Source organism: uncultured Zhongshania sp., from assembly GCF_963975605.1.
Classification (GTDB): domain Bacteria; phylum Pseudomonadota; class Gammaproteobacteria; order Pseudomonadales; family Spongiibacteraceae; genus Spongiibacter; species Spongiibacter aquimaris.
Genome location: NZ_CAXBHN010000003.1, coordinates 103929 through 116674, shown reverse-complemented (window position 1 = coordinate 116674; position 12746 = coordinate 103929). Strand labels below are relative to the sequence as shown.

The window sequence follows — 12746 nt, the reverse complement described above, 5'->3', positions numbered from 1 at the left end:
TTGTTATGGTGTGTGACCTGGCCTATATGCGCGCTGATGGTGCAAAATTGGCTTTGCTTGGGTGTGGCATTTCGGCTGCATAAGTGTGCAGATGCTTTAATAATGAATATTCTACTTGATTATTAAATAAAAATAGTCGCACTAAATTTTTACATGATCTATATGTTATATGTCCATAATATTGCCATGTCTATAATATGGCTAAAATATGGTTCTATAATGATGCATTAATATGAATTAGTTGCTTGATGAATGCTCTTTTTTGATACACCCATTCTTTGTTATTTCTTGTAGTTTTCCCTTGTTTTGTTTATGGCACAGCTGTTGCTAGTTGTGTCATGCACCCTTAAAAAGACGGATTTCATGTACTGAATTGTTGTTAAAGTTCTTGGATTTGATTCCTGGGAATCACCAATTATTTCCAAATAATGATTTTTCATTACAGAGAATTTCCGCGAGAACGCGGGGCATTTATTTATGCATTGTGGTTTGTCTATTGATTAGGAGCATCAAAATGGAAGAAGCAAAAAGAGCTAAATTTCCCGTAAGTAAAGGTGCGGCGCTGGTCGTAGCAATGCTTGCTAGTGGGTTATCACAAGCGGGCTGGTATGACAGCGGTAAAGTGCTGGCAACCGGGGGCGTCAGTATGATTGACGGTGCCGGTGGCGGGGGTATAACGCCGTGGGCAACGATAACCGGTTACGGTACAAAAGAGGGGATCAATGGCGATCTTCATTATACTTACGCCCCATTAGCTAACTACACACTACACTCGTTAGGAGCTGCGGTTGGCTTTTGGGACAGATTTGAGTTGTCGTACACGTCTAGTGCCCTTACTACCGGTTCGACCTTTGACACCGTCGGGCTAGTCGCAGACACTTTGGGTGGTGTGACGGGGTCGCTCGCGGGTACGCCGATTAATACCGGTATTGAACCTTTTAATACAACGATTGAGATGGAATCCATCGGCGCTAAGGTTCGTGTCTTTGGCGAAGCAATTTACGATTCCGATAATCTAATTCCGCAGATTGCGATTGGTGGATTTTATAAAAATAATAAGAATGAAGATCTCTTAAAAACACTGAAAGCTGATAAAGCCAAAGACTGGGAAGCCTATATATCTGCTACGAAGATATTTTTCCCAATTAATACCCTTATCAATATTACGGCGCGATACACCGCCGCTAACCAAACCGGCTTGGTGGGTTTTGGTGGGCCAGATGGCAGTGATAAAGAGATTCGTCCGGAAATATCGTTGGCCTATCTACTTCGCAAGGATACTGTAATTGGTATTGAGTGGGCTCAGCATGGGGACAATCTTGAAGGGGAGAGTGTTGAAATTGCTGGCTTAGATCTAACTGGTTTACAGCCTACCTTAGAAGCATTGGGGCTTGGCAACGTGTCAGGAACATTAACTCAGCACGAAAGTGATTGGTATGATGTTTTTGTTGCGTTTTTCCCAAACAAAAACCTATCTATCACCATGGCATATGCGATGTTAGGTAACATCACTATTACTCCTGATCAGCATGGTTTTTACATGTCACTGCAAGCTAGTTTCTAGGTTCAATTGATAATACTTTTTAAATTTCTGGAGTGAATTATGAAACAGATATTTCGTACTATAGCGATGATCTTTGTGCTTTGTTTAGCCGCGAGTCCTAGTTTTTCGCAAACCGGTAAAACCGAAACCTACCCGCCTATAGACAGTGATGCGCTTGAGCAGTTTGGTGGTCCAGAGGGAGTGCGCAACTGGGTAGAAAGTCTCTTTTACTACATTATGCTGGATAACAGAATCAATCACGTGTTTCGCGAGTTCGGCAATATTGAGAGGCAAATCTACTTAAATACGCAATTACTGCAATTGGTTCTAGGCGGTAATGAGGTTGAGTACCAGGGCGCGAGTATGGCTGCAGCGCACGCGGACTTGGGTATTACGCTAACGCAATTCAATGCGGTTGTGGAAGCGGCGTACAATGCTTGCGAGCGAATTCAGCTGACCTATGAAGCATGCAATTTAATGATTGCCGGCTTGGCTCCGTACAAGCACGCCATTGTAACGCGTTAATTTATGATTGGAGATCGCATGCTTAATCAATCTGAAAGAGCGGGCGAGGCGGCATCGATTGATGCCGCTGATTTTGCCCCTTATCGACACCTTGCTGTTATCGCTCTCTTTGCGTTTGTCTTAATGTGCTCTATGACAGTTGTGGCCTTTGAGCTTTACAAAACATTTCAAACCCCTGAAGTATTTTTGGCTGATGTTTTTAAAAATGATGTGCCTTCACCGAAGTTGCTGGTACTCAATAGCGCTTCACAGAGGGAGATCGCATCAGTATTTAATCGCTCATTCCCGCAGCAGCGAGTTCGCTATTGGGAAGATGGCGATAGAACCGTTTGGATCTTTGATGATATTGGTAAAGAGGGTTATGTGCCGACCACCAGTGGCTTTGTTATCAATAATGGCGTTGTCGATTCCGCCAAGGTCTTAATTTATCGCGAGTCTCGCGGTGAGCAAGTGGCGGAGCCATCATTCCTCAATCAAATAAATGGCTCGAAGGCTGCGGGAAAGGGCTTAGATAAACCGGTGGACAATATTACAGGGGCGACATTGTCGGTAGAAATGATGAAGCGTATGGCCCGCACCGCGATTACTTTGGATTCATTGCGCAGTAAATGAAAAAACCTTGTAAGGAGTTGTTATGCGTGATCAGAATGCGGTGCGAGTTGATGCGCAAGAATCGCCCACCTTTGTCGATACATCAGTGAAGCGGAAGTCAGTTGTGAATTCGGTGAGGTCATCGGTGGCTAAGCCCAAGTTGAATGTGTCAATGTTGCTGCGTAAGTGGCATCAGCGAGTTGGTTTATTCGCTTTTGTTTTTATGGGCTGGCTAGGGTTTAGTGGTGTTCTCTTAAATCAGAGCGTTAGTCTTGGCTTTGATGCTATTCGAGTCGATTCCACGGCATTGATGTCGCTCTATGGTCTTCATACCCAAGTTCCCGAAAATGGATACCGCTCTGGCAGTCACTGGTTGGTCACAACTACCGAGAATACGGTGTTGGATGATATTGCGCTAGCCCAGCATATTCCGTCGCCGTTGGGCTTTGTTGATATTAAAAATGCATTTGGCGAAACCTTGTATGTTGCAACAAGTGACAAGTTAACTCTGCTGTCGCCAGAGGGCGTCGTGATTGAGGAGCAAAGTGGTTTTATGCTGCCCGTAGGCCACATTCGTAATCTAGGTTTAATAGAACGAGGTGGTTCGTCGTATTTAGCTTTGCAGGGTGAAAATACCTATATCACAGAAGATGGGCTCACATGGAATGAGCTTAATAATTCTGATGATGTGTCTTGGTCTCGCTTGGTTGATTTAACGGATGAGGCAATCTCAGATGTTGAGCCTTTTGCTCATCCCACGGTAGCGCTTGAGCAGGTGCTGATCGATTTGCACAGCGGCCGATTATTTGGATCGATTGGGTCTACGGTCATTAATATTGTAGGAATTGCGGCTGTGTTTCTCTCCATAACGGGAATTTGGATGACGTGGCGAACTGGCCGTATGCGTAGTGCTAGGTCGAAGAAGTAATTTCTTGATTTTCGTGTTGCTCCCCGGTTACGTGGGGGAGCTAGATTTAAGAGGTGTATATGAAGATATATTACTGTATGTGTACCTTGCTAGCTGCGATAACGATGATTTTGGGGGCGGCAATTTCCTCTGATGTACTGGCAGGTGAACGTACCGCCGGGATTGAAATAGCAAATTTTAAGTTTAACCCTGGTGAGAAAACTGTTGGTGTTGGTCAAGATGTTGTGTGGAAAAATCTCGACGGTTCCACGCATACAGTATTGATTGATGGGAAAGAGAGTCCGCGTATTAAAAAGGGTGATGATTATCGCCAGGTATTTTCGAAACCGGGGAGATATGCTTATCAGTGCGGCCTGCATTCATCTATGAAGGGTGTGGTTAATGTGAGTGATGCTGCGGCTGTTAAATCAGCTGGCTTGATAGTACCTGCACCGTCAAGTCCAAAAGCGATGCCTGCTGCCCCAACGGTTATCGCTAGTTCGGCATCTAGCGGTATTAAAAAGGTGGCTGGCCCTGGCCCTACGCCGGTGCCACACGCTGATTCCGCTACGCAGGCGCCAAATGTGGTTTCCATAGTCGATTTTATGCGGTTTTCGCCAGCGGTGCTCACTGTTAAGGCGGGCACGACGGTGACATGGAATAATTACGATGGCTCGAATCATATTATTGTCTTTGGAAATGTTCGTAGCCCGCGGCTTAAGCACGACTCAAGCTTTTCCTATGAGTTTGATAAGCCGGGTGAGTATTCTTATATATGCGGAATCCACGGCGAGAAAATGTCGGGAAAGATTATTGTGATGTAATTGATTGCCGTTTGAATGTTTTATGTGCTCAGGTAGATGGCCTCTATCTGAGCATTTTTGTATTACGCTTATTATAATAATAACTTTATAGTTAGTTTTTGCTTTACCCCAATCCTGCGACCGTTTCGCCTTAGCCTCTTTCTAGGGCACCTCTGATTAATTCGGTAATGTTTCAACGGAGTCTCTGGCGCGCACTGGGAAGTGGTGCGGCACTCCGGCGCGATGCGAACGACTGCATGGATGCAGGAGGTAGCGCAACGCAGGAGCAGTTGCCGGGATTAAGGCTGGTTGTCCTTGATGTGGTCCGACACTCGGCGGTCCGACGTTTCGGCATGGCAACACAGTCCAGTGTGCGCCAGAGGCCCGCCCCTCGTGGCTAAGCTTGAGATATCACCGAATTAATCAGGGGTGCCCTAGATGTGATATCACGCCCCAGTTGTCGTCGCGTTTCGCGTCGGAAATCAAATTTCGCCTACTTTAATTTAACTCCGTAGTGTTCTAAGCACATTCTCGTCCACTGTATAGAATCTTGTGGCGACCGTATTGGTGGTCGGTGCCTTGGTTTTTACATGCTTGGTGGCTGCTCTCGCGCAGTGCGCAAATATAAATACATGTAACTTTGAGAAAATGATTTATGTAGTTTAGTGGTGCATTTTTGCTCTATTTTAGATCTTACGTGTTTCCTTGTATGTTCTATTTTGGTTCGTTATTGAATTTTATCCTGTTTTTATGGTTTTTTGTTTAATGTAAGATGTTGATTTTTAAGAATATAAATATTAATTGGCTTGATTTTGTATCTTGGTCTCCTCTTTGCTAATTCGGTGATGCTGTTAAGTGGTTTCTGGCGATATCGGCAGATTCATGCAGCGTTATGGCGCAAAAGCGCGACTTATTAAGAGGTGTATATTGAAAAACAATAGTTTATCAACAGCTGTATTGGCTTCTTGTGTGGCATGTGTCGCACAAACTTCGTTTGCGGCGGAATCAATTAGCGAAGCATTTACTAAGGGCGAGGCGCATTTGAATTTGCGTATGCGTTATGAGTCGGTCACAGAAGATACAAGCGCTGGTGATAATACCGGTAGTGCAGTAACGATTAGATCACGCTTAAATTTTAAGACAGATGACTATCAAGGTTTTTATGGCTTCGTTGAAATGGATGACGTGAGTAATTTTGCGGGTAGTGCTAATGACAGCGTCAATGGCAAAACAGCTGAGCCTTTGATAGCTGATCCAGTTGGCACCGAAGTTAACCAGGTGTTTTTGGGATATAAAAATTGGGATACAGAATTTAAATATGGTCGTCAGCGTTTGACCTTAGACAACCATCGTTTCGTCGGTCATGTTGCGTGGCGTCAGAATGAACAGACTTATGATGGTTTTACCCTTGCCAATAGCAGCGTCGATAAACTTAAACTTAACTACGCGCATATTTCGAATGTGAATCGTATTTTTGGTGAAAGTAGCCCGGTGGGTGATACCGAAATGGACACGCATTTGTTCAATGCTAACTACAGCTTTGCGGCGGGTAATTTAACGGGCTATGCCTACTTGCTTGAAACTGACGATAACTTTGCCGGTTTTAAACGAATGGATACCGATACCTATGGCGTGCGTTGGCAGGGCAAGACCGGCATGGTCGCTTATAACCTTGAATACGCCAGCCAAGATAGTGCCGGTGATAATCCCGCGGACTACTCTGCCGACTATATGTTAGCTGAGGCCAATATTAGCGTTGCGCCGCTTGTGATCGGCGTGGGTTACGAGACCCTGAGTGCAGATGACGAGGGATTTTTTATCACGCCATTGGCAACGCTGTTTAAATTTCAGGGTTGGACTGACAATTTCTTAAACAAAGGTTTGGGTAATATCAGTGAAGGGGTCAATGATACGTATTTAACCGTGTCAGGAATGGCCTACGGTGTGAGTTGGCAGCTTGCCTATCACGACTTTAGTTCTGATCAGGATAATGCATCTGGTGATAGCGACCTGGGTTCGGAGTTTGGTGGTTTTATTGCGAAAAGCTGGGGGCCATATTCTGCAGAGCTGCGTTACGCGAACTACAGTGCCGGTGATTCAACGCCATTTAATGGTGGTGGTTTAACGCTGGTAGATACTCAAAAGCTGTGGCTGACTTTTAACCTTAACTTCTAAACACATGCGGAAATGTGCTGCTAGGGTTAATCGTTCCTGCAGGGTTGGGAAGCGCTGACGCGTGCAATTGAATTGATTTGGTTTTGTTCAATAGAGTTGGCTTACTGCTCCATTACTAGTTCGAGCAATAAGCCAACTCAGCAATGTAATTGTTAGCGTTAAAAAATCCCGCCTTCAACAGCGCCACCCAGGAGGGGTATGGATGCCGTTTCTGCAAGATTAAGAATCACTGGTGTCAGGCCGCCGAGTTGTAGAGCTTGTCCATCACCTGTTAATCCGTCAAATGTTGTAATTATCACGTCTAAACCTTGTACAGGGAATGGGAGTGCCGTATTGAGTGTGGTGTTGAGCACATCACTTGCCATTGCGGTGACGCTGCCGATAAGTTCATTGTCAGCCGAAAGAGAGCTAATTGCGGGGAGTAGCGATTGACTAGCAAGACCGGTTACTGAGGGCAGCAGGCTTCCTACTAATCCTGTTGATCCAGCTTGGGAGTGCGCATTGCTTGCGATAGACAGCATTGTGCTAATTAGAATTATATTTAAAGGTTTCATGGCCGCTCCAAGTGTAAATAAAGGTCTAGTTATTATTTGTGTCGTAAATAACTACGCAGTGTTATCTATTAAGGCTTTTGTGCACTAAATGGTATCTGGATGGGTGTTGTAGAGCAATTGCGGTCGGTGCGTTTTGGGATGTGGCCCTCATTTGCTGCAAGGTCGTGTAGATACTTGGTTTAACTGGCTTTGGCTCGATAGTGCAGTGAAGCCCGGTATCGCTGTAATCATTACATCGTCCGGTTTTGCATGTGAGGTAGCTATTGGAAGTGCATTTTATATCGGCTCGCGGCCACCATGGCTTAATTGCAATTGCCCGCAGCTCGTATTGCGTTAGCGTAGAGCTGGCGCGATAGCGGTGATACCATGCCACACAGAATTTTCTGTGTGGCGTTTTTATTCTATGCACCTACATATTTTGGGTATTTGCGGTACGTTTATGGGCGGCTTGGCGATCCTCGCCCGAGAATTGGGTCACACCGTTACCGGCTCGGATGCCAATGTTTATCCGCCAATGAGTACACAGCTGGAGTCTCAGGGAATCACCCTGATGGAAGGCTATGATCCAGCGCACCTGTCTCCCGAGCCCGATTTAGTTATTATTGGCAATGCCATGTCGCGGGGCAATCCGGCAGTAGAGCACGTGCTCAACCGCGGGATTCCTTATACCTCTGGCCCGCAATGGTTGAGCGATCATATTTTGCAAAGCCGCTGGGTCTTGGCTTGCGCGGGTACTCATGGCAAAACAACTACCAGCAGCATGCTGGCGTGGGTGCTGGAAGACTGCGGTTTTCAGCCGGGTTTCTTGATCGGTGGCGTTCCGGGAGACTTTGGTTTGTCTGCCCGCCTGGGTGGCTCAGATTTCTTCGTCATTGAAGCTGATGAATACGACAGTGCCTTTTTTGATAAGCGTTCAAAGTTTGTTCACTACCGTCCTTATACCGCTATTCTCAATAATCTTGAGTTTGATCACGCTGATATCTTTGACGATTTGGCGGCGATTCAGCGGCAATTTCATCACTTAGTGAGAACCGTGCCGGCCATTGGTCGCATTGTTGTACCAGCCGCTGAGCCGGCCCTGGAAGCCGTATTAAAGATGGGCTGTTGGAGCGAAGTTGAACGCGTGAGTAGCCATGTGGGGCAGCTTGCGGAGTGGCAGGCCGACGTACTTAGCGATGATTTTTCAAGTTTCGATGTGCTCTATCGCGGGATTTTGCAGGGACGTGTTAGCTGGTCCCATACCGGCGAGCACAATGTAAACAACGCCCTTGCTGCACTCGCTGCCGCGCATCATATCGGTGTTCAGCCAAAAGACGGTATAGCTGCGCTTTGCCAGTTTCGCGGGGTAAAACGTCGCATGGAGCTGTTAGATACGGTCGCCGGCATTGCGGTTTACGATGATTTTGCCCACCACCCAACGGCCATTGCCACAACCCTTGAGGGCTTGCGCGGCCGAGTGACTAAGGGGCGGATTGTCGCGTTGATAGAACCGCGATCCAATACTATGCGTATGGGAGTGTATAAAGATCGTTTGGCGCCGGCCACAAGCTGTGCCGACGAGGTGATCTGGTATCAGCCCCCTGGCTTGGATTGGTCCTTAGATTCGGTAATAGCAGGTAGTGCGACACCGGCACGTTTAAGCACGGATCTTGATCGCACTGTGAGTGAGTTGGTCGCGTCATTAAAGGATGGTGATCATTTGGTGATTATGAGTAATGGTGGGTTTTCCGGTGTACACCAGCGGATTTTGAAGGCCTTGCGCCAACGCTGGGGGCAGGGCGAATGAGGGCCGTAACACTGGCGATGACCGGTGCGTCGGGCGCGCAATATGGTTTGCGCTTGCTAGAGTGTCTACTTGCTGCTGGCTGCGAAGTGCACTTTATGATCTCGAAAGCCGCCTTACTGGTTGTGGCTACCGAGACCGACGAAGCGCTGCCAGCGCGTCCCAGTCTGTTACAGCGCTACTTGTGCGAACGTTTTTCTTGCACACCTGAACAGCTAAAAGTGCACGGCCCAGAAGATTGGATGGCGCCAGTGGCGTCTGGCAGTGGTGCGCCGTCGTCGATGGTGGTGTGCCCCGCGAGCACAGGTACACTGTCTGCGATTGCTTGCGGTGCAAGCAATAATTTAATTGAACGCGCGGCGGATGTTGCGCTCAAAGAGCGTCGCCAGCTCATTCTGGTGCCACGGGAAATGCCGCTGTCGGCAATTCATTTGCAGCACATGTTGAGTCTTACCCAGATGGGCGCGACCATTATGCCGGCGTCACCTGGGTTTTATCGGCAGCCGCAAAGTGTGGCTGACTTAGTAGATTTTGTAGTGGCACGTATTCTCGATCATCTCGGTGTGGCGCAAAGGTTGGTGCCGCGCTGGGGTGAATAATATCGAGTATCAAGTTTTATCCGTCGCTAGGGTGGCGGACTTAATTAACACAAGAATCGGATAGTTCCAATCCGGCAATATATATAGTTTATCGAGGGCTTGGCATGGGCGCGGTGCTGTTTTCATTGTATCAACGCATTGTTTTAAAAAATGCTTTCTGGGTGATGGTGCTGTTGCTGGCGTGCGTTGCTTGGCTGGCGACATATATTCCATCTATGAAATTGGACGCCTCGGCGGATGCTTTGGTATTAGAGGGTGATACCTCACTTGAATACTATCGTGTGATTAGTAAACGCTACGGCTCAGAAGATTTTTTACTTGTTACCTATCAGCCTAACGGCGATCTCTTTGCGCCAGCGCAGTTAAAAACCCTTGATGAGTTGCGTGGGCGCTTGGCCCTGTTGCCGAATGTGTCCTCGGTGAATTCGATTTTAGATGTTCCCCTCTTACAAAGCCCGCGCGTGTCGATAAACCAAGTTACCGCAGGTGAGATTCCCACATTGCGCTCGCCGGATATCGACATCGAGCTGGTAAAGCAGGAGTTGGCAAACAGCCCAATATACAAGTCACTGTTAACCAGTACCGATGGCAGTACCACGGCAATACAGGTTAACTTAGAGCGGGATGAGCGTTATTTTGCACTGCTTAATGAGCGCGATTCGCTGCGGGAGAAAGAGGCAAACGACTCCTTAAGTGAGGCCGAGCGCGCCGAGCTTGCAACGCTTGAGGAAACCTTCGCAGATTACACCGCGCAAGTGCATGAGCAGCAGGCGGAACTAGTCGCTCAAGCGCGCGATATCGTGAAGGACTATCGCGGCGATGCGACGGTTTTCCTTGGCGGCGTACCCATGATTGCAGTCGATATGATCGACTTTGTTAAAAGCGATTTGCGGGTGTTTGGCGCCGGCATTCTGTTGTTTATTGTTGTGCTGCTGGTCGCCATTTTCCGCAGCTGGCGCTGGGTGTTACTGCCGCTGTCGACCTGCGTTTTAACTGTGGTGTTTATGTTGGGGTTGCTAAGCTTTTTAGATTGGCGCCTGACGGTAATCTCCGCCAATTTTGTCGCCTTGTTGTTAATCCTCACCCTGTCCATAACCATTCACTTAGTGGTTCGATTCCGCGAGTACGCCATAGCCCAGCCTGACGCAGACCGCTTCACTTTGGTGTCGGAAACAGTGGGGGTGATGTTGCGCCCATGTATCTATACCTCGTTGACGACCTTGGTGGCGTTTGCGTCCCTGGTAGTTAGCGGCATTCGCCCCGTTATTGATTTTGGCTGGATGATGACGATCGGTGTACTTGCTGCGTTAGCAATGACATTTATTGTATTGCCCTGCGTATTGATGTTGTTAAAGCCCCGCGCAGAGCAAGGCAGTAAAGACGATTCAGCAACCTTTACCCGCTATTTTGCCGCCGCGACTGAGCACTTCGGTAAGACGATTTTGGTCGTGTCAGCGGGCTTGCTGTTACTTAGTGTATGGGGCATTACGCAGCTAAAAGTTGAGAACCGTTTTATTGACTATTTTCATGACACCACTGAAATTTATCAGGGTATGGAGACGATTGATGCAGAGCTGGGTGGCACCATCCCGCTGGATATTATTTTAGATCTACCCAAAGCGAAGCCAGTGGCGGTCAAGCCTGCTGCAGAAGACGATTTCAGTAATGATTTTGCCGATGACTTTAGCGACGACTTTGACGATGATTTCGGTGGCGACGACTTTGGTGGTGGCGGTGGCGCACCGCAAAGCGAATGGTTTACGGTTGCTGGCTTGCAGCGAATTCAGTCCGTCCATGACTATGTAGATAGTCTGCCTGAGACCGGTAAGGTCTTATCCTTAGCTACCTTTTACGAGGTTATGCAGATTGTGATGGGCAATGTTGATGATTTGCAATTGGCCTTGGCAGCGCGCTCGCTCCCCGAGTCGATTACCTCGATATTGGTTGATCCGTATTTATCCGCTGATGTCGATCAGGTTCGTATTAGTGTGCGGGTGAAAGAAACCAGTCGCACCTTGCATCGCCAACAGCTACTCACTGACGTTCGCGCGCACTTAATTGATGAGCTTGGTTTTGAGCCTGAGCAGGTTCACCTCACCGGTATGTTGGTGCTGTATAACAATATGCTGCAAAGCTTGTTTACCTCACAGATCATGACCCTGAGTGCGGTGTTTGTTGCCATTCTGGCGATGTTCGTTGTGTTATTCCGTTCCCTAAGTATGGCGTTTATTGCCTTGACGCCCAATTTATTGGCAGCGGGCGCGGTTTTGGGTGGTATGGGTTTGGCGGGTATTCCGCTGGATATGATGACGATCACGATTGCGGCTATTACGGTGGGGATTGGTGTGGATGACACCATTCACTATGTTCACCGTTTTAAGGCAGAGTTTGCTCAGGATCAAAATTATCTCGCGGCTATGTATCGCAGTCACGCCAGTATTGGTAAGGCGATGTATTACACCTCGATTATCATTGTGTTTGGTTTTTCAATCTTGGCTCTGTCTAACTTTACACCCAGCATTTATTTTGGATTGCTGACGGGCCTTGCGATGGTTGCAGCATTATTGGGAGCGATGTTGTTGTTGCCAAAACTCATTTTGCTGCTTAAACCACTGGGACCAGAGGCGGGAGCGAAGGCTTAATGGCGAATGCCGCTGCGCTCAAGGGCACTGAATTGCCGCTATTCCCGTTGCGTACCGTGCTCTTTCCCGGTGGTCGGATGGGGCTGCGAATTTTTGAGCGCCGCTACTTAGATTTGGTGCGCGATACCCTTCGCGCCCAGGGAAGTTTCGGCATCGTATGGATGCCAGAAGGTGGCAAAGAGGTAATGTCACCTGGAGAGAAGCCGGCCAGTTTGGCGCTGATTGGCACTGAGGCAAGGATAGCCGACTGGGATCAACTCCCCGATGGCTTGCTGGGCGTAGTCGTTGAGGGCGGCCGCCGGTTTCGGATCAGCGATGCGAAGCAAGCTCCTAGCGGTTTATATATAGGGGATGTCGAATGGTTGCCGGAGCTGGAAGATAGGCAATTGCCGCCGCGCAGCGAAGAGCTTCACGACCTGCTTAAACAATTGGGCGAACACCCCCATGTTCAGCGTTTGGGTATGGAGATCGACGTCGATGAGGCCGGCGCCCTAGCTAATCGCCTCGCCCAATTGCTGCCGCTGCCAGAAGAACAGTCTTATCAATTGTTGAGTATCGATGAGCCATTGCTGCGTTTAGACGCACTTCACGATGTTCTCGACGGCTTGGCCAGTTAGCCTTAAG

At 48.0% G+C, this 12746-nt stretch carries 11 protein-coding genes; 10 read left to right on the top strand and 1 reads right to left on the bottom strand.

Annotation, left to right across the window (positions count from 1 at the left end; genetic code table 11):
* Window positions 1-514 precede the first annotated feature (514 nt).
* The 6 genes from AAC007_RS05045 to AAC007_RS05020 all read left to right on the top strand — a co-directional run bounded on the left by AAC007_RS05045 (window position 515) and on the right by AAC007_RS05020 (window position 6544).
* A complete protein-coding gene (locus AAC007_RS05045; protein ID WP_219044552.1) occupies window positions 515-1564 on the top strand; it encodes a DUF3034 family protein in 1050 nt (349 codons plus the stop codon).
* A gap of 39 nt (window positions 1565-1603) precedes the next feature.
* Window positions 1604-2068 (top strand): group 1 truncated hemoglobin, encoded by a 465-nt coding sequence (locus tag AAC007_RS05040; RefSeq protein ID WP_219044553.1) that lies wholly within the window; start codon window positions 1604-1606, stop codon window positions 2066-2068.
* An 18-nt stretch (window positions 2069-2086) separates the two neighbouring features.
* A complete protein-coding gene (locus AAC007_RS05035; protein ID WP_219044554.1) occupies window positions 2087-2680 on the top strand; it encodes an FMN-binding protein in 594 nt (197 codons plus the stop codon).
* Window positions 2681-2702: 22 nt separating this feature from the next.
* Window positions 2703-3587 (top strand): PepSY domain-containing protein, encoded by an 885-nt coding sequence (locus AAC007_RS05030; protein WP_339674969.1) that lies wholly within the window; start codon window positions 2703-2705, stop codon window positions 3585-3587.
* 59 nt (window positions 3588-3646) lie between these two features.
* Entirely contained in the window at window positions 3647-4390 is a 744-nt protein-coding gene (locus AAC007_RS05025) for a cupredoxin domain-containing protein (RefSeq protein WP_339674968.1), read from the top strand.
* A gap of 906 nt (window positions 4391-5296) precedes the next feature.
* Window positions 5297-6544, top strand: a complete 1248-nt coding sequence (locus AAC007_RS05020) for an alginate export family protein (protein ID WP_339674967.1) — start codon at window positions 5297-5299, stop codon at window positions 6542-6544.
* 158 nt (window positions 6545-6702) lie between these two features.
* Here AAC007_RS05020 and AAC007_RS05015 read toward each other — a convergent pair whose 3' ends face one another.
* Window positions 6703-7098 (bottom strand): hypothetical protein, encoded by a 396-nt coding sequence (locus AAC007_RS05015; RefSeq protein ID WP_339674966.1) that lies wholly within the window; start codon window positions 7096-7098, stop codon window positions 6703-6705.
* A 403-nt stretch (window positions 7099-7501) separates the two neighbouring features.
* Between AAC007_RS05015 and mpl the strand changes: the two genes are divergently transcribed.
* The 4 genes from mpl to AAC007_RS04995 all read left to right on the top strand — a co-directional run bounded on the left by mpl (window position 7502) and on the right by AAC007_RS04995 (window position 12739).
* Window positions 7502-8884, top strand: coding sequence for a UDP-N-acetylmuramate:L-alanyl-gamma-D-glutamyl-meso-diaminopimelate ligase (gene mpl / locus AAC007_RS05010; protein ID WP_339674964.1), 1383 nt, complete (start codon window positions 7502-7504; stop codon window positions 8882-8884).
* Window positions 8881-9480: a flavin prenyltransferase UbiX gene (locus AAC007_RS05005; protein ID WP_219044560.1), complete on the top strand. Its 600-nt coding sequence runs from the start codon at window positions 8881-8883 to the stop codon at window positions 9478-9480. The genes mpl and AAC007_RS05005 overlap by 4 nt, the downstream gene beginning before the upstream one ends.
* 104 nt (window positions 9481-9584) lie before the next feature.
* The gene (locus AAC007_RS05000; RefSeq protein ID WP_339674962.1) at window positions 9585-12122 is read left to right on the top strand and encodes an MMPL family transporter; all 2538 of its coding nucleotides are present in this window, start codon (window positions 9585-9587) and stop codon (window positions 12120-12122) included.
* On the top strand, window positions 12122-12739 hold the full coding sequence (locus AAC007_RS04995; protein ID WP_339674959.1) for an LON peptidase substrate-binding domain-containing protein: 618 nt from the start codon (window positions 12122-12124) through the stop codon (window positions 12737-12739). The genes AAC007_RS05000 and AAC007_RS04995 overlap by 1 nt, the downstream gene beginning before the upstream one ends.
* The last annotated feature ends 7 nt before the right edge of the window (window positions 12740-12746 follow it).

What these genes read in the sequence shown, in the direction of transcription:
- AAC007_RS05025 (WP_339674968.1), top strand. Translation starts at nt 3,647, where the DNA reads ATGAAGATATATTACTGTATGTGTACCTTGCTAGCTGCGATAACGATG.
- AAC007_RS05005 (WP_219044560.1), top strand. Translation starts at nt 8,881, where the DNA reads ATGAGGGCCGTAACACTGGCGATGACCGGTGCGTCGGGCGCGCAATAT.
- AAC007_RS05040 (WP_219044553.1), top strand. Translation starts at nt 1,604, where the DNA reads ATGAAACAGATATTTCGTACTATAGCGATGATCTTTGTGCTTTGTTTA.
- AAC007_RS04995 (WP_339674959.1), top strand. Translation starts at nt 12,122, where the DNA reads ATGGCGAATGCCGCTGCGCTCAAGGGCACTGAATTGCCGCTATTCCCG.
- AAC007_RS05030 (WP_339674969.1), top strand. Translation starts at nt 2,703, where the DNA reads ATGCGTGATCAGAATGCGGTGCGAGTTGATGCGCAAGAATCGCCCACC.
- AAC007_RS05045 (WP_219044552.1), top strand. Translation starts at nt 515, where the DNA reads ATGGAAGAAGCAAAAAGAGCTAAATTTCCCGTAAGTAAAGGTGCGGCG.
- AAC007_RS05000 (WP_339674962.1), top strand. Translation starts at nt 9,585, where the DNA reads ATGGGCGCGGTGCTGTTTTCATTGTATCAACGCATTGTTTTAAAAAAT.
- mpl (WP_339674964.1), top strand. Translation starts at nt 7,502, where the DNA reads ATGCACCTACATATTTTGGGTATTTGCGGTACGTTTATGGGCGGCTTG.
- AAC007_RS05015 (WP_339674966.1), bottom strand. Translation starts at nt 7,098, where the DNA reads ATGAAACCTTTAAATATAATTCTAATTAGCACAATGCTGTCTATCGCA.
- AAC007_RS05035 (WP_219044554.1), top strand. Translation starts at nt 2,087, where the DNA reads ATGCTTAATCAATCTGAAAGAGCGGGCGAGGCGGCATCGATTGATGCC.